Consider the following 14575-nt stretch of genomic DNA (forward strand, 5'->3'; position numbering starts at 1 on the left):
GTTCAGCGTATGCCCCCGGTTCTGGCATCGAGCGCATCGTCGACGACCGCGAACACCTCGGGATCCCAGGTGAGCGCCCGCTCCCACGGCAGGCCGAAGGCGTCGGCGAAGAAGATGCTGTGCACGTCGTCGTCGAAGCTGTGACGGACAGCGCGGGGGAGGACCTCGCTCGGCACGTCGTCCGCCCGAGCGCTCCGCTGCGACACGAGCCCGTCGTGCGGCCACAGCTGGAGTGGTTCGGATGCCGCGTGGAAGTGCCCGGCGCCGATCGCGGTGACGGTGATCGTGTCGAGCACTCCGACCTGGGCCGCATTCCACTCGCGCAGGAACCGGCGCGAGACCTGGTCGGCAGCGCCCTGCGAGTTCTCGGCGGCGTAGCTGCGCGATCTCTCCAGGATCTGGGCGGTCCCCTCGTCGCCGGCGGCGTCGTTCGCGGAGATCTCGCCGGTGAGCACATCGCCGAGCAGCGAACCCTCCCACGGGGTCCCGAGGGTGAGGAGTCGATGCACCGACGGTCCGGCCCCCTGCAGATGGCGGATCGCCGCGCGGGAGAACAGCCCGCCCATCGAGTGCGCGACGAGGTCGACGTCGGTGAGGCCGTGTTCCTCGCCGAGCCACCGCAGGAATGCGGCCAAGCGGGCACCGCCCTCGTCGATCCCGCCGACCGCGTTGACGGTCATCTCTGCGGGCAGCACGACGGGCACATCAGCGAAACCCTGCCACCCGGCGTCTTCCCGGACCTCGCCGTCTCCGATGCGGGCGGGTGCGGTGAAGACCGCAGCGCCACGCTCGAGAAGATGAGCGCGAAGGGCGGTGAGCGTGTTGCCGGCGGCGAGGCCCGACCCGCTGGCGCGGTCGGGATCCGTGAACGGTGTCACTGCAGCACCGCCCGATACGAGAACGACAGCATCCGCCATGGTGTTCCTTCCGAAGACCTACGCGGTCAGGATAGGGCAGAACGCGGGTGCCCTGACGACGGTCGATCGGATCGCTCGTGTCGCCTCAGCGCGCGGCATCCGTCATCGAGCCGAGCTCGGACGGGTGGGTGAGCCGCCACCACTCGGACGGCGAGTCGATGCTGCCTTTGATCTGGACCCGGGCGGTGACGGTGTTCGGGCCCGCGGTCCAGGTGACGCTCCCCACGACCGAGCCGTCCCGATAGGTCGGCGGAGTCTCGATGTCCATCGTCACGGTGATCGGCGTGTCCGACCAGGTGAAGATCGATGCCGCCTCTCCGATGACCAGTCGCGCGGTGTCGCCCCACGGCGTCGAGATCGTGCCGATCTCCTGTCCCGAGGTCGCGACCGGCACCTGGTGGAAACCGGCGCGGACGCTGTCCAGAGTGGCGATCACGCTGGCGTTCACCGACTCGCGCGAGGGTCCTCCGAGCACGACACCGGTCACCGCGAGAGGGTCGGTGGTGCCCACGACGAGGGTCGCGGTGTACAGCAGGCTGTAGGTGCCCTCGCCGAGGCTGCCGGTCTTCAACCCCGTGATGCCGCTGGTTCCGAGAAGTCCGTTGGTGTTGTTGAGCGGGCCGGCGCCGGGGAGTGAGATCGATGGGGTCGCGACGATCTGAGCGATCACCGGATTCGCGGCGGCGAGCTTCCCGATCGCCAGGAGGTCGGCGGGCGTGCTCGTGTTGCGGGGGCTGATCCCCGTGGGCTCGGTGATCGTCGTGCCCGTCAGGCCATGGGCGGCGAGCCAGTTGCGCGTCGCGCCGAGGAACACGCTCTGCGATCCGAAGATCCGGGATGACAGCGCCTCGGCGTAGTTGCTCGCCGAGGGGATCAGCATGGCGGCCAGGGCATCGCGCAGCGACATCGAGGTGCCGGTGGGCATGGGGGCGATGGTCGCCCCCATCACGTAGTGCCTGTCGTAGAGGTCGTGATCGGATTTGTCGAACGTGATCGTGGGTCCGGGGTCTTCGGCGGAGGCGAGAGGGGAGGCCTCGAGGATGACCAACGCGGTGATGAGCTTCGTGATGCTCGCGATGGGGAGCGGCTCGCCGGTGCCGCTCGACGTCCAGATTCCACTCGCCGACTCGCCCAGGTAGGCGTCCGCGCCGGAGACGCTGATCGCCGATGCGCCGACCGGGGGCGTGGCGACCGCCGCCGCACCGACGGTCGGTGCCTGCGGTGTCTGTGTGGTCATCGTGGGCGCACCGACGGGAGCGGTGAGAGCCCACCCGACGTAGCCGCCGGTGACGGCCAGCAACAGGACGACGCAGACCGCCGTGATGATGAGACCCCGGCGCCTGCGCCTTCGGCGGACTACCGGATCGACGAGATCACGAGGGGAGAGGAACTCCTGCTCGTGCGTCATCAGCTCGGCGAAGTCGGACAGGTCGTCCGCCGGTGGATTCGGTGCCGTCATGGTGATAGTCATCATGTCGGACATCCGACGCACGCGGTATCGGCCATTCGGGGGACACAGGGACCGCGGCGCTTGAGGGTGGGGTGTTCGGCCGCGTCGTCGCAGGAACGGAGATTATCAGTAGATATCTCCGTATCTGCGGTAGATTCTCTTCATGCAGACCTACCGGATCGCCCGTGCCGCGCAGCTGCTCGGGGTGAGCGACGACACGGTCCGTCGATGGATCGAGCAGGGGCTGCTGCCGGTCACCGATGCGGTTCCGGCCGAGATCCCCGGGGATGCCGTCGCGGCGCGAGCCGTCGCCCTCGCGGACGAGGCGAAGAAGGCCGGAGACGTGCTCTCCAGTGCCCGCAATCGCTTCGTCGGCATCGTCACCCGGGTGCAGGTCGACGGGTTGATGGCACAGATCGACATCCAATCCGGACCGCATCGGGTCGTCTCGCTGATCTCGTCCGAAGCGGTGCGCGAACTCCAGCTCGAGGTCGGTTCGCTCGCCACCGCATCCGTCAAGGCGACCCAGGTCGTCGTCGAGGTCCCGAAGGGCTGACATGAACCGCACGTTCCGCCGTTCCGCCGTCGCCGTCCTCGCCGCCGTCGCGCTCGCCCTCACGGGCTGTGCGACCGCCGACGGGAGCACGGCCACACCGACGACGGCGGAGGGCGGCCTGAGCGGAGACCTCACGGTCTACGCCGCCGCCTCCCTCAGCGGGGCCTTCGACGCGATCGGAGAGGCCTTCACCGCCGAGAACCCGGGCGTGCGGTTCAGCCCCGTGTACGACGGCTCGTCGACCCTGGTCACGCAGATCCTCGAAGGCGCGCCGGCCGACGTGTTCGCATCCGCCGACGAGGCCAACATGGACAAGGCGACCGATGCCGCGGTCGATCCTGCGTTGTTCGCCTCCAACACCCTCGTGATCGCCGTGCCGACCGGCAACCCGGGCGAGGTCGGGGCACTGGCCGATCTGGCCGACGTGACCACGGTGCTGTGCGCGCCGGAGGTGCCCTGCGGTGCGGCCTCCGCGAAGCTGCTCTCCACGGCGGGCGTGACGGTCGACGCCGCGAGTCTCGAGCAGAACGTGACGGCCGTGCTCACGAAGGTCGCCGCCTCCGAAGCCGACGCCGGACTCGTGTACGCCACCGACGTGATCGGTCGTGACGATGTCGAGGTGATCGTGCCCGACGGCGCCGACGAGGTCGTCAACCACTACCCGATCACCGCGCTCTCCGACGCGCCGAACGTCGAGGCGGCCGAGGCATTCGTGGCCTTCGTGCTGTCGGCGGAGGGTCAGAGGATCCTGGCGGACTTCGGCTTCGGAGCCCCGTGAGCGCGGCACCTGCGCACGGATACGCTCCGCGCGCTCTCGCAGTTCCCGCCCTCGTCGGACTGGTCTTCCTGGTCCTGCCGCTCACCGCTCTCGTCGCGCGGGTGCAGTGGTCGACCTTCCTTGCGGATGTGACGTCGCAGGCTGCGCTCTCGGCACTCCTGCTCTCGCTCGGCACCGGCCTCGTGGCCACCGTCGTGTGCATCATCGTGGGCGTGCCACTCGCGCTGTACATCGCCCGCTCCGGCCCTCGACTGGCAGCGGTGCTGCGCGCCGTCGTCACGGTGCCACTGGTGCTGCCGCCGATGGTGGGCGGTGTCGCGCTGCTGTACCTGTTTGGGCGTGCAGGGTGGCTCGGCGGACTCGGTCTGTCCTTCAGCACCCCGGCGGTGGTGCTGGCGCAGACGTTCGTCGCGCTGCCGTTCCTGGTGCTGGCCGTGGAGGGTGCCGTACGCACCTCGGGCGTGGACTACGAACGCACGGCGGCGGCGCTCGGAGCCGGCCGATGGACGATCCTGCGCCGCATCACCCTGCCGCTCGCGGCTCCGGGCATCGTCGCCGGCGTCGTGCTGTGCTTCGCGCGGGCGATCGGCGAGTTCGGCGCGACGGCGCTGTTCGCCGGAAATCGGCCTGGGGTCACGCAGACAATGCCGCTGGCGATCTACACGGCGTTCAACGGAGCGGGAGTGTCGCAGGGCACGGCGGTCGCCCTCGCGCTGCTGCTGCTCGCCACCGCGATCGTCGTACTGCTGCTGGTGCGCGGGTGGCGACCGGGGGTGACACGATGAGTCCGTCGGAGCACCACGCCGGCGCAGCGCCGGGGCTGCGGGCGCAGGTGATCGTCGAACGCGAGCACTTCGCCGTCGAGGTCGCGGTGCAGGTCGCGGTCGGCGAGACCGTCGCCATCATGGGGCCCAGCGGTGCGGGCAAATCGACCCTGCTGCAGGCGCTCGCAGGGCTCGAGCCGCTGACCGCAGGGGAGATCGAGGTCGCCGGACGCGTGGTCGACCGCGTCGCCGCTCCGCGCGTGCGGACCGCACCCATGAACCGGGGCATCGTGCTGCTCGGCCAGGATGCGCGGCTGTTCCCTCACCTGTCGGTGCGCGAGAACGTCGCCTTCGGCCCTCGCGCGGCAGGAGAGGACGCCCGCACCGCGCGAGACTCGGCCGATGAGTGGCTTGCACGCGTCGGACTCCCCGGAGCGGGGGATCGCATGCCGCGCGAGCTCTCCGGCGGCGAAGGGCAGCGCGTCGCGGTCGCCAGAGCGCTCGCCGCATCTCCGCGCGCGGTGCTGCTCGACGAACCGCTGGTGGCGCTCGATCCGGCGACGGCGGGCGACATCCGACAGATGCTGCGCGATCAGCTCACCGGGATCACCACGCTCGCGGTCACGCACGACGCCGCGGACGCCGTCGCGCTGGCTGACCGTCTCGTGGTCATCGAGTCGGGGCGTGTCACGCAGACCGGACCCGTGCGCGACGTGCTGTCTGCGCCCGCCTCGGACTTCGTCGCCTCGATCGCGGGCGTCAATCGGCTGGTCGGCGTCGCGGCGGACGGCGGGTGGCGCAGCGGTCACCGGCGTCTCGCGAGCACGGATGCCGCCTCGCTCGCGCTCGCCGCGGTCGTGGGCTCGCCGCTCGCCGCAGTGTTCCGTCCCGAGCATGTGCAGGTCGTCGGTGATGCGGAATCGGATGCCTGGGAGACCGAGGTCACACGACTCGAATCCACGCTCGCCGGGGTGCGGGTGCAGACCGAGTCGTGCGCGGTCGATGTCTCGCTCGCCGAAGCGGACGGGCTCGTGCCGGGGGATCAGGTCCGCCTGCGGATAGACCCCGAGCGCGTGCGCTTCGTGTCCGTGGTCTGAGCAGCCCCGCGAAGGCCGTCGCAACACTGACAATCTCCCGCTCGCCGTCGACCAGGCGGCCCCGATCGGGTCTCGGCGGGTTAGTCTCGAACGATGACGGGGAGCGGGGGAGCGCCATGACGGCCGTACCGGTCGTGATCGGTGTGCGCCCGCCGCACGCCGCATCGGCGCCGCAGGCGGCCGGCCACGAGGCCCCCGGTGGCGGTCTCGTCGACACGCATGGCCGTGTGCATCGTGATCTGCGCATCTCGCTCACCGACCGCTGCTCGCTGCGCTGCACCTACTGCATGCCCGAGCAGGGCAACGAATGGCTCGCCCGCACGAGCATCCTCTCCACCGACGAGATCGTCGAGGTCGCCGAGGTGGCCGCCGCTCTCGGCATCCGCACGTTCCGCCTCACCGGCGGCGAGCCGCTGCTGAGAGGCGACATCGTCGAGGTCGTGCGGCGCATCGCCCGCATCGAGGGGGAGGACGGCCCCGTCGAGGTCGCGATGACCACCAACGGCATCAGCCTCGCCCCGAAGCTCCCCGACCTGATCGATGCCGGACTCACGCGCCTCAACATCAGCATCGACACGGTCGACCGTCAGCGCTTCGCCGATCTCACCCGGCGCGACCGACTAGACGACGTGTTCGAGGGCATCGCCGCGGCCGCGGCCTCGTCCCTCCGCCCTCTCAAGCTGAACGCGGTCGCCATGCGCGGCATCAACGACGACGAGCTGGTCGACCTCGTGGAGTTCGCGATGAGGATGGGCGCGCAGCTGCGCTTCATCGAGCAGATGCCGCTGGATGCCGGACACACCTGGGACCGAGCCTCGATGGTCACGCGCGAGGAGATCCTCGCATCCCTGGGCGAGCGTTGGCGTCTCGACCCGGTCGAGGGTCGTGGGGGAGCGCCGGCCGAGAAGTGGCGCATCGACGGCGGACCGCACGAGGTGGGTGTGATCGCCTCGGTCACCGCCCCGTTCTGCGGCGCCTGCGACCGTCTGCGCCTGACCGCCGACGGTCAGCTGCGCAACTGTCTGTTCTCGAACGTCGAGTACGACCTGGTCGACGTGCTTCGCGGCGCCGACGCCGTACCGGGCGCGCGTGCCGGGGGGATCGCCGCGATGCTGCGTTCCTGTGTGCACGGCAAGCTCCCGGGACACGCGATCAACGACCCCTCGTTCCTGCAGCCGGCGCGCGGCATGAACGCGATCGGCGGCTGAGCCGGCGTGCGCATCGCCGACTCGCGCGCGGCCGTGCTGACGCAGCTGTGGGCTGAGATCGAGAGCCTTCGTCCTGAGAATCGCATCCTGGTGGCCCTGGACGGCTTCGACGGGGCAGGCAAATCGCACCTCTCCCGCGAACTCGCGGTTCACGCGCGGCGACGTTCGAGCAGACCTGTCGTCCGTGTGAGCATCGACGGATTCCACCGCCCGAAGGCGGAGCGCGTCGCCGCGGGTGTAGGTCCAGAAGGGTTCTACTCCGGTTCGTACAGATACGATGCCTTCCACGCGTGCGTGGTCGACGGCCTGCGTGTGCACGGCTCGATCACACCGGGCGTCTGGGACGTCGATCGCGACGAAGCTGTCAACCCCGCTCCGATAGCCGTTCCTCCGGCGGGGGTCGTGCTCGTCGACGGGATCTTTCTCCAGCGTCCCGAGCTTGCGAAGGTGTGGGACGCGACGGTCTGGGTCCACGCGCCCTTCGAGGTCAGCGTCCCCCGGGGCAACGCTCGATTCCCGGGGAACCATGACCCGGACCCGGAGGCTCCGTCGAACCGGAGATACGTCGGCGGTCAGCGGCTGTACCTCTCAGCGGCCCGGCCGCAGGAGCGGGCGACGTGGGTCTGGGACAACACGATCCTCGAGCAGCCGACGTATCGACGGAACGGGGGGTGCACGGATGTGGGAGCCGATCGGGCAGGGGCGTGACGGGTACCGCCTGACGATCCGGGCGACGCGAGTCTCCATGCGCCAGCTCGTGGCGATCATCGTCGGCTGCGTGGCTGTGGGAGGGTCCGCTGCCACGGCGGCGTTGATCGCGATCTCCCTCGAGACCGATTCCATCCTCGGCAGGTCCGGTGTCGTCGCGGTCGCCGGTGGCGTGGCTGTCGTCATCGTGCTCGCCCTGTTGTGGATCTTCGCCTGGCGAAGGAAGCGCTACGTCATCGAGTGGGATGACGGGGGGATCCGGATCATGGGTGCCGGGGTGGAGCGAGCGCTCCCCTGGGCCTCCATCGCTCGTGTGCTGATCCGCCTCGACACGGACTACGCCCGCGTCGAGGTGAGGGGCACGGACGGCGAGTCCGTGACGCTCTTGGCCGGATTCGGCTCCCAAGACGTGAAGAAGGCCCACGCGATCGACCCGATTCCGGGAGAGGTCGCCGACCTGCTGCACCGCCATCTTTCTGTCGAACAGCCGAGCAGGAGAGACGCCCTCGGCCTGCACGTCTTCCTGCGGACGCGGCAGACCGTCGCATGAGCGGCCCTGCCCGGTTCTTCCACCTCTAGGCGAGGAACTCCCGGGCCGCGGCCGAGAGGGCGGTCACGCCGACCTCGATCGTCGGGTGGATCTCCGGCGCGAAGAACGGCGAGTGGTTGGTGGGGATGTCCTCTCCCAGGCGACCGGCGGCGACCGCCTCGGCGAACCGCGTGGGGTCGATGCCGCCCCAGAACCAGAACACGAGAGGCACTCCGGCGTCGCGGGCGAACCATGAGACGTCCTCGCTGCCGGTGAACATGCCGGGGTCGATGACGGCCGCCTCGCCCAGCGCGCGCTGCAGCGCTGCGGTGACGCGTGCGGTGGCGTGCTCGTCGTTGATCGTGGCCGGCAGTGTGTGATCGGTGCGGATCTCGGGCTCGCGCTCGGCGCCCGAGGCCGTGGCCTCGGCCCGCACGATGCGCTCCACGCTCGCGAGCACCTTCTCGCGCGTCTCCTCGTTCGGGTAGCGCAGGCTCAGTTCGAGCTTCGCCTCGGCGGGGATGATGTTGTTCTTGAGGCCGGCGTGGATCGAGCCGACCGTCACGACCGCGACGCCCTGCGGATCGATCTCGCGGGAGGCGATGGTCTGCAGACGCATCACGGTGGCTGCCGCCATCACGACGGGGTCGATCGTGGCGTGCGGGSGSGAGCCGTGTCCGCCGCGCCCGTGCAGGGTGACGGTGAGCCCGTCGGAGGCCGCCATCTGCGTGCCGCTGCGCACGCCGATCACGCCGGCGGGAAGCGGCGTGACGTGCTGGCCGAGCACCACGTCGGGCTTCGGGTAGCGGTCGAGGATGCCGTCGTCCAGCATCGCGCGCGCCCCGGCGCCGTACTCCTCGGCGGGCTGGATCAGCACGACGAGGGTTCCCGACCAGTCGGAGCGTTCGGAGACGAGCTTCTCGACCGCGCCGATCATGGCGGTGACGTGCATGTCGTGACCGCAGGCGTGCATGACGGGAACGGTCGTGCCCGCCGGGTCGATGCCCTTGGCGGTGCTCGCGTACGACAGGCCGGTCTGCTCCTCGACCGGGAGCGCGTCCATGTCGGCCCGAACCCACACGACCGGACCTTCGCCGTTTCGCAGCACGCCGACGACGCCGGTGACTCCGACGCCCTCTTCGACCTCGAGGCCCAGGTCGCGCAGATGCTGGGCGGCGATGCCGGCGGTGCGCGTCTCCTGGAACGAGAGCTCGGGGTGCTGGTGCAGGTCGATGTAGAGCGCTTCGAGATCGATCGTCATGGCCCGAGCCTAGCCCTGCGCGCGACTCGTGCCGAGGGTGCGCGATCGACGGATCAGGCGGGGTGCACGTAGGTCGGCAGTTGCGGCCCCGGGCGCAGCACGGCGTTCACGATCGCCTGGATCGCGAACTCGCTCGTCTCCCCGAGCTCGACGGTCCCGGGATGCAGGAGCCACTGCAGCTGCAGGCCGTCCATCACCGCGAGGATCGCGGCGGAGGCTGCGGCGATGGTGTCCGGATCGCGCACGCCCTCCTGGGCGCACAGCTCGTGGAATGCGGCGGTGACTTCTCGACGCAGGGTCGTGTACCGCTCCTCGAAGTAGTCCCTGGCGGGGTGGTCGTCGGTCACGGACTCGGCGGAGAGCACCGTGTACGCCTGCACGATGCCGGGCCGTTTCTCGTTCGCGAATGCCGTGCGCACCAGGTGCAGGAACAGCTCGGGTCCGCCGGGGATGTGCTTCTCGGCGAGCTCCGCGACGTCGGCCTGATCGCGGTAGGCGAGCACCTCGAGCAGCAGCTTCTGCTTCGAGCCGAAGTGGTGGAGGACGCCCGCATGCGTGATGCCGACCTGCTCAGCCACATCGGCCAGGGTGCCGTTGGTCGACCCCTTGTTGCCGAAGATCTCCACGGCCGCCTTGAGGATCTGCTCGCGCTTCGCGAGGGTCGCCGGGCGCACGCGCACGGTCTGGTCGCTGTCTGACACCGCGGCCTCCTCTCCATCGTCGGATTGTGCTTGCGATCAAACTTACTACTCGGTAACCTCACGGAAGCTTACTTTCTCGACAGTAAGCAAATCACGACAGTCGGCGGACTCCCCGTCCTCCGGCGACGCCGCACAAAGACCCGTGCCCCTAGGAGAAGCAATGAAGCTCAGAAAGTCTCTGATCGCCGTGACCGCGATCACCGCCCTCGGCGTATCGGCCCTCGCCGGTTGCTCGACAGGCGGTGGATCCGACGAGGGTGCCGGCTCCGCATCCCTCACCATCGCCAAGCCAGACGGCGCGATCACCACCGAGTCGAACAACCCCTTCGTCGGTGATTCCTCCGCGTCGAAGTACGGCTACGGCAAGGTGATCTTCGAGACGCTGGGCCTCGTGAACCAGACCGGCGACCGCGGCGTGACCCCGTGGCTCGCCGAGAGCATCGAGTGGAACGACGACTACACCGTTCTCACGGTCGTCCCTCGCAAGGACGTCACCTGGAGTGACGGCACGCCCTTCACCGCCGACGACATCGTCTTCTCGTACGAGCTCGTCTCCACTCCGGCTCTCGACACGGCCGGCCTGCAGTTCGAGGGCGCCGTGGTCGAGGGCGACGCGGTCGTGCTGACCTTCGCCGAGTCGAAGTACGTCAACCAGGCCCGCGTGCTGCACGTGCCGATCGTCCCGAAGCACATCTGGGAGAACCTCGACGACCCGGCCACGAACCCCGTCAAGGGCGACGACCTCGTGGGCACCGGCCCCTACGTGCTCTCGAACTGGTCGACGGAGTCGGTCACCCTCGAAGCCCGCGACGACTACTGGGGCGGTGCCCTCGCGGTGCCCGAGCTGCACTACGTCTCCTACGGTGACAACACCGCGCTCACCACGGCACTCGCCAACGGCGACGCCGACTGGGCTCAGGCGTTCATCCCGCAGATCGAGGAGCAGTTCCTCTCGGCCGACCCCGAGCACAACAAGTTCTGGGCGGCGCCCACCACCGGTTCCGCGACGCTGTTCATGAACCTCCAGCAGAAGCCGTTCGACGACCCCGCATTCCGTCAGGCTCTCGCCTGGGTGATCGACCGCGACGCCTACGTCGACATCGCGCGTGAGGGCGCGAGTGAGCCCGTCTGGTCGGTCACAGGCCTCTCCTCGATCCTCGACGACGAGATCCAGCCCGAGTTCACGGACAAGGAGTACGCGGTCGACGCCGAGAAGGCCCGCGATCTGCTCACCACCGCCGGCTACACCTGGAAGGACGACGCGCTGATCGACCCCGACGGCGAGCCTGTGTCGTTCACGCTCTCGGTCCCCTCCGGATGGAGCGACTGGAACACCGCGCAGGAGCTGATCGCCGAAGACGTCACCGAGGCCATCGGCGCCGAGGTCAAGATCGACATGCCGGATTGGGGCGGCTGGGCCGACCCCCGCGACAACGGCACGTTCTCGGCGATCATCCACTGGCTCGAGGACAGCGGCACGGCGTACGGCCTCTACACCTCGACCATGGATCCGCGCTGGATCTCGCCCGAGGGCAAGGCCGGCTTCAACTTCGGTCGCTTCGACGACCCGGTGGCGACGGCGGCGCTGAACACCTACGCCAACGCCTCGTCGGACGAAGAGCGCACGACGGCCCTCGACACGCTGCAGACGATCTTCTCCGAGCAGGTGCCGGCCATCCCGCTGGGCGCGCACCCGCTGCTGGGTGAGTTCAACACCCGCAACTACGTCGGGTGGCCCTCGGACGAGGACCCGTACGCGTCGGCCGACCCGACGCAGCAGAACATCGTGCAGATCCTCACGAAGCTGAAGCCCGCCGAGTAGGCACCATCCTGCAGGGGAGCCCGCGCCGAGGCGGTGCGGGCTCCCCGATCAGATCGACGAAGGACACCCCATGCCAGAACCCCTGCTCAGCGTGCGCGACTTCTCGGTCGTGTACGACGTCGATCCCCCCGTCGAGGCGGTGAAGAACGTCACCCTCGAACTGCAGCGCGGCGAGATCCTCGGCCTCGCCGGGGAGAGCGGATGCGGAAAGACCACCCTCGCCTACGGCGTGCAGCGCCTGCTGCGCGCACCGGCCGTCATCACCGGCGGCAGCGTGACCTTCCATGACGTCACCGGCGTCGACATCGACATCAACGCTCTCGATGTCGATGCGATGCAGCGGTTCCGCTGGGACAAGGTGTCGATGGTGTTCCAGGGGGCGATGAACGCCCTCAATCCGGTGGCGACGATCGGGTCGCAGCTGGAGGACGTCTTCGAGATCCATCGTCCCGATATGAACCGCGCGCAGCGGCGTGCCGAGTCCGAGGAGCTGCTGGAGATCGTCAAGGTCGGACGCCAGCGCATGCGCTCCTTCCCGCACGAGCTCTCCGGCGGCATGCGCCAGCGCGTGATGATCGCGATGGCCCTCGCCCTGCGCCCGCAGCTGATGGTCATGGACGAACCCACGACCGCCCTCGACGTGCTGGTGCAGCGGGAGATCCTCAAGCAGATCTCGCAGCTGCGGCACGAGTTCGGCTTCTCGGTGATCTTCATCACCCACGACCTTCCTCTCCTCTTGGAGATCAGCGACCGGATCGCGATCATGCGCGAGGGCGAGATCATCGAACTCGCGACAGCGGAGCGCATCTGGACACAGCCCGCGCACGAATACACGAAGACGCTGCTGTCGTCGTTCCCCCGACTCACCGGGGAGAGAGGGGTGCTGGTGCGATGACCACCCTCGAATTCCGAAGCGTCACGAAGGCCTACAACGTCCGCGGCGCCGGCCAGATCAAAGCCCTCGACGATGTGAGCTTCACCCTGACCTCCGGGCAGACGATCGGGCTGGTCGGCCAGTCCGGAAGCGGCAAGTCCACGATCGCGAAGATCCTCACCCAGCTCGAGACCCCGACCAGCGGAGAAGTGCTGCTCGACGGCGCACCCATCCCTCGGCGAGGCAGGGGTCTGCGGAAGTACCGGCAGCAGCTGCGCATGGTGTTCCAGGACCCGTTCGCCTCGCTCAACCCGTACCACTCGATCCGCTACCACCTGGAGCGTCCGATCCGCCTCGACGACGTCGTGCCGAAGCGGGAGACGGAGGCCGAGGTGCGCCGACTCCTCGACCGCGTGCGCCTGGATGCGGACGCCGTGATCGACCGCCGCCCGCACGAGCTGTCGGGCGGCCAGCGGCAGCGGGTGGCCATCGCGCGTGCCCTCGCCTCGCGTCCCTCGCTCCTGGTCGCCGACGAGCCCGTGTCGATGCTCGATGTCTCGATCCGCCTCGGTGTGCTGAACCTGCTCGCCGACCTGCAGCGCGAAGAGGGGCTCGGCGTGCTCTACATCACCCACGACCTCGCCACCGCCCGCCACTTCAGCGACGAGATCATGGTGCTCAACCAGGGCCGTGTCGTGGAGTACGGCGCCGCCGACGACGTGATCCTCAACCCGCAGGACCCGTACACGCGCGAACTGCGATCGGCTTCCCCCGACCCGGACAAGTTCTTCGCACAGGCGACATCGACCGGAGGCGCACTGTGAGCACCGCGTTCCCCCAGCTCGACGACGACGACCTCGTCGCCCGCGACGCCCTCGAGGTGGGTACCACCGCGACCGCGGCAGAACGCGGACGGCGGCGCGTGCCATGGCGCTTCTTCGCCGGTCGCGCGGCCTTCTACCTGTTCACGCTCTGGGCGGCCATCACGATCAACTTCTTCCTGCCGCGCTTCATGAAGGGCGATGCGGTCAGCTCGTATCTCGCACGCAACCGCAGCGTGAGCCCCGAGGCCGAGGCGTCGCTGCGCATCCTGCTCGGCATCGACACGGACAAGTCGATCTGGCAGCAGTACATCGAGTACTGGGGGATGCTGCTGCGCGGCGATCTCGGCATCTCGACGCTGCACGGTCTGCGCCCGGTCGCGGAGGTGCTCGCGTCAGCCCTGCCGTGGACGCTCGGCCTGGTCGGCATCGCGACCATCATCTCGTTCACGATCGGCACCGTCGCCGGAGCGGTCGTCGGATGGAAGCGCGGCAGCAAGCTCGACGCGATCATCCCGGTGACGACGTTCTTCAACACCATCCCGTACTTCTGGCTGGGCCTCATCGCGATCGCGATCTTCTCCTCCACCCTGAAGTGGTTCCCCTCATCGCATGCCTACGACAAGGGGCAATCCCCGGAATGGAGCTTCGACTTCATCGGCCAGGTGATCATGCACGGCACGCTTCCGGCACTGACCATCGTGGTCGCCTCGCTCGGCGGCTGGGTGCTCGGCATGCGCAACATGATGCTGACCGTGCTCGACGACGACTACATCACGGTCGCTCAGGCCAAGGGCATGCCCAACAAGCGGGTGCTCTGGGGCTACGCCGCCCGAAACGCGGTGCTGCCGCAGGTGCAGAGCTTCGCGCTGTCGATCGGGTTCATCGTCGGCGGCACCATCGTGATGGAGATGGTGTTCAGCTATCCGGGCGTCGGCAAGCTCCTGCTCGATGCCACCAACGCCAAGGACTTCGCCCTCATGCAGGGCGTGTTCCTCGTGATCACGCTGTCGGTGCTCGTGGCCAACATCCTCGCGGATGTGGTCTACGCCTACCTCGACCCGCGCACGCGCCAGATGGAGTCCTGAC

Annotated in this window: 15 protein-coding genes; 11 read left to right on the plus strand and 4 right to left on the minus strand. The window is 69.0% G+C overall.

The window, feature by feature from the left end:
- Positions 1-2: 2 nt before the first annotated feature.
- Positions 3-917 carry an esterase/lipase family protein gene (locus tag ASC55_RS13020; protein WP_055876423.1) on the minus strand — a complete coding sequence of 305 codons (915 nt, stop codon included), beginning with the start codon at positions 915-917 and terminating at the stop codon, positions 3-5.
- Between the two features lie 85 nt (positions 918-1002).
- Positions 1003-2391, minus strand: coding sequence for a D-alanyl-D-alanine carboxypeptidase family protein (locus ASC55_RS13025; protein WP_235563378.1), 1389 nt, complete (start codon positions 2389-2391; stop codon positions 1003-1005).
- Positions 2392-2530: 139 nt separating this feature from the next.
- On the opposite strand from ASC55_RS13025, the gene ASC55_RS13030 reads away from it, so the two are divergent.
- The 7 genes from ASC55_RS13030 (at position 2531) to ASC55_RS13060 (ending at position 8028) form a co-directional block, all read left to right on the plus strand.
- Positions 2531-2923, plus strand: a complete 393-nt coding sequence (locus ASC55_RS13030) for a TOBE domain-containing protein (protein WP_055876426.1) — start codon at positions 2531-2533, stop codon at positions 2921-2923.
- A 1-nt stretch (position 2924) separates the two neighbouring features.
- Positions 2925-3701, plus strand: a complete 777-nt coding sequence (modA, locus tag ASC55_RS13035; RefSeq protein ID WP_055876429.1) for a molybdate ABC transporter substrate-binding protein — start codon at positions 2925-2927, stop codon at positions 3699-3701.
- Positions 3698-4486, plus strand: coding sequence for a molybdate ABC transporter permease subunit (modB, locus tag ASC55_RS13040; RefSeq protein ID WP_055876433.1), 789 nt, complete (start codon positions 3698-3700; stop codon positions 4484-4486). The genes modA and modB overlap by 4 nt, the downstream gene beginning before the upstream one ends.
- Entirely contained in the window at positions 4483-5562 is a 1080-nt protein-coding gene (locus tag ASC55_RS13045; RefSeq protein WP_055876437.1) for a sulfate/molybdate ABC transporter ATP-binding protein, read from the plus strand. The genes modB and ASC55_RS13045 overlap by 4 nt, the downstream gene beginning before the upstream one ends.
- A gap of 116 nt (positions 5563-5678) precedes the next feature.
- Complete coding sequence (gene moaA / locus ASC55_RS13050) at positions 5679-6770, plus strand: GTP 3',8-cyclase MoaA (protein WP_055876438.1); 1092 nt, start codon at positions 5679-5681, stop codon at positions 6768-6770.
- 6 nt (positions 6771-6776) lie between these two features.
- Positions 6777-7478: a hypothetical protein gene (locus ASC55_RS13055; RefSeq protein WP_055876442.1), complete on the plus strand. Its 702-nt coding sequence runs from the start codon at positions 6777-6779 to the stop codon at positions 7476-7478.
- 37 nt (positions 7479-7515) lie between these two features.
- Positions 7516-8028 carry a hypothetical protein gene (locus ASC55_RS13060; RefSeq protein WP_157559465.1) on the plus strand — a complete coding sequence of 171 codons (513 nt, stop codon included), beginning with the start codon at positions 7516-7518 and terminating at the stop codon, positions 8026-8028.
- Between the two features lie 25 nt (positions 8029-8053).
- Here ASC55_RS13060 and ASC55_RS13065 read toward each other — a convergent pair whose 3' ends face one another.
- Both ASC55_RS13065 and ASC55_RS13070 read right to left on the minus strand, forming a co-directional pair.
- Positions 8054-9268: an amidohydrolase gene (locus ASC55_RS13065; protein WP_055876447.1), complete on the minus strand. Its 1215-nt coding sequence runs from the start codon at positions 9266-9268 to the stop codon at positions 8054-8056.
- Between the two features lie 53 nt (positions 9269-9321).
- Entirely contained in the window at positions 9322-9969 is a 648-nt protein-coding gene (locus ASC55_RS13070; RefSeq protein ID WP_055869311.1) for a TetR/AcrR family transcriptional regulator, read from the minus strand.
- A gap of 160 nt (positions 9970-10129) precedes the next feature.
- Between ASC55_RS13070 and ASC55_RS13075 the strand changes: the two genes are divergently transcribed.
- The 4 genes from ASC55_RS13075 (at position 10130) to ASC55_RS13090 (ending at position 14574) form a co-directional block, all read left to right on the plus strand.
- Positions 10130-11791: an ABC transporter substrate-binding protein gene (locus ASC55_RS13075; RefSeq protein ID WP_055876448.1), complete on the plus strand. Its 1662-nt coding sequence runs from the start codon at positions 10130-10132 to the stop codon at positions 11789-11791.
- Between the two features lie 70 nt (positions 11792-11861).
- On the plus strand, positions 11862-12686 hold the full coding sequence (locus tag ASC55_RS13080; protein WP_055876456.1) for an ABC transporter ATP-binding protein: 825 nt from the start codon (positions 11862-11864) through the stop codon (positions 12684-12686).
- Complete coding sequence (locus tag ASC55_RS13085; protein ID WP_055869314.1) at positions 12683-13489, plus strand: ABC transporter ATP-binding protein; 807 nt, start codon at positions 12683-12685, stop codon at positions 13487-13489. Before ASC55_RS13080 ends, ASC55_RS13085 begins: the two co-directional genes overlap by 4 nt.
- A complete protein-coding gene (locus ASC55_RS13090) occupies positions 13486-14574 on the plus strand; it encodes an ABC transporter permease (protein WP_055869315.1) in 1089 nt (362 codons plus the stop codon). Before ASC55_RS13085 ends, ASC55_RS13090 begins: the two co-directional genes overlap by 4 nt.
- Position 14575 lies beyond the last annotated feature (1 nt).

This window comes from Microbacterium sp. Root322 (assembly GCF_001425645.1).
GTDB lineage: Bacteria > Actinomycetota > Actinomycetes > Actinomycetales > Microbacteriaceae > Microbacterium > Microbacterium maritypicum.

Excerpts from the sequence above, each read along its gene's own strand:
- ASC55_RS13060 (WP_157559465.1), top strand. The coding sequence starts at position 7,516 with ATGCGCCAGCTCGTGGCGATCATCGTCGGCTGCGTGGCTGTGGGAGGG.
- moaA (WP_055876438.1), top strand. The coding sequence starts at position 5,679 with ATGACGGCCGTACCGGTCGTGATCGGTGTGCGCCCGCCGCACGCCGCA.
- ASC55_RS13030 (WP_055876426.1), top strand. The coding sequence starts at position 2,531 with ATGCAGACCTACCGGATCGCCCGTGCCGCGCAGCTGCTCGGGGTGAGC.
- ASC55_RS13025 (WP_235563378.1), bottom strand. The coding sequence starts at position 2,391 with ATGATGACTATCACCATGACGGCACCGAATCCACCGGCGGACGACCTG.
- ASC55_RS13085 (WP_055869314.1), top strand. The coding sequence starts at position 12,683 with ATGACCACCCTCGAATTCCGAAGCGTCACGAAGGCCTACAACGTCCGC.
- ASC55_RS13075 (WP_055876448.1), top strand. The coding sequence starts at position 10,130 with ATGAAGCTCAGAAAGTCTCTGATCGCCGTGACCGCGATCACCGCCCTC.
- ASC55_RS13080 (WP_055876456.1), top strand. The coding sequence starts at position 11,862 with ATGCCAGAACCCCTGCTCAGCGTGCGCGACTTCTCGGTCGTGTACGAC.
- modA (WP_055876429.1), top strand. The coding sequence starts at position 2,925 with ATGAACCGCACGTTCCGCCGTTCCGCCGTCGCCGTCCTCGCCGCCGTC.
- ASC55_RS13045 (WP_055876437.1), top strand. The coding sequence starts at position 4,483 with ATGAGTCCGTCGGAGCACCACGCCGGCGCAGCGCCGGGGCTGCGGGCG.
- ASC55_RS13020 (WP_055876423.1), bottom strand. The coding sequence starts at position 917 with ATGGCGGATGCTGTCGTTCTCGTATCGGGCGGTGCTGCAGTGACACCG.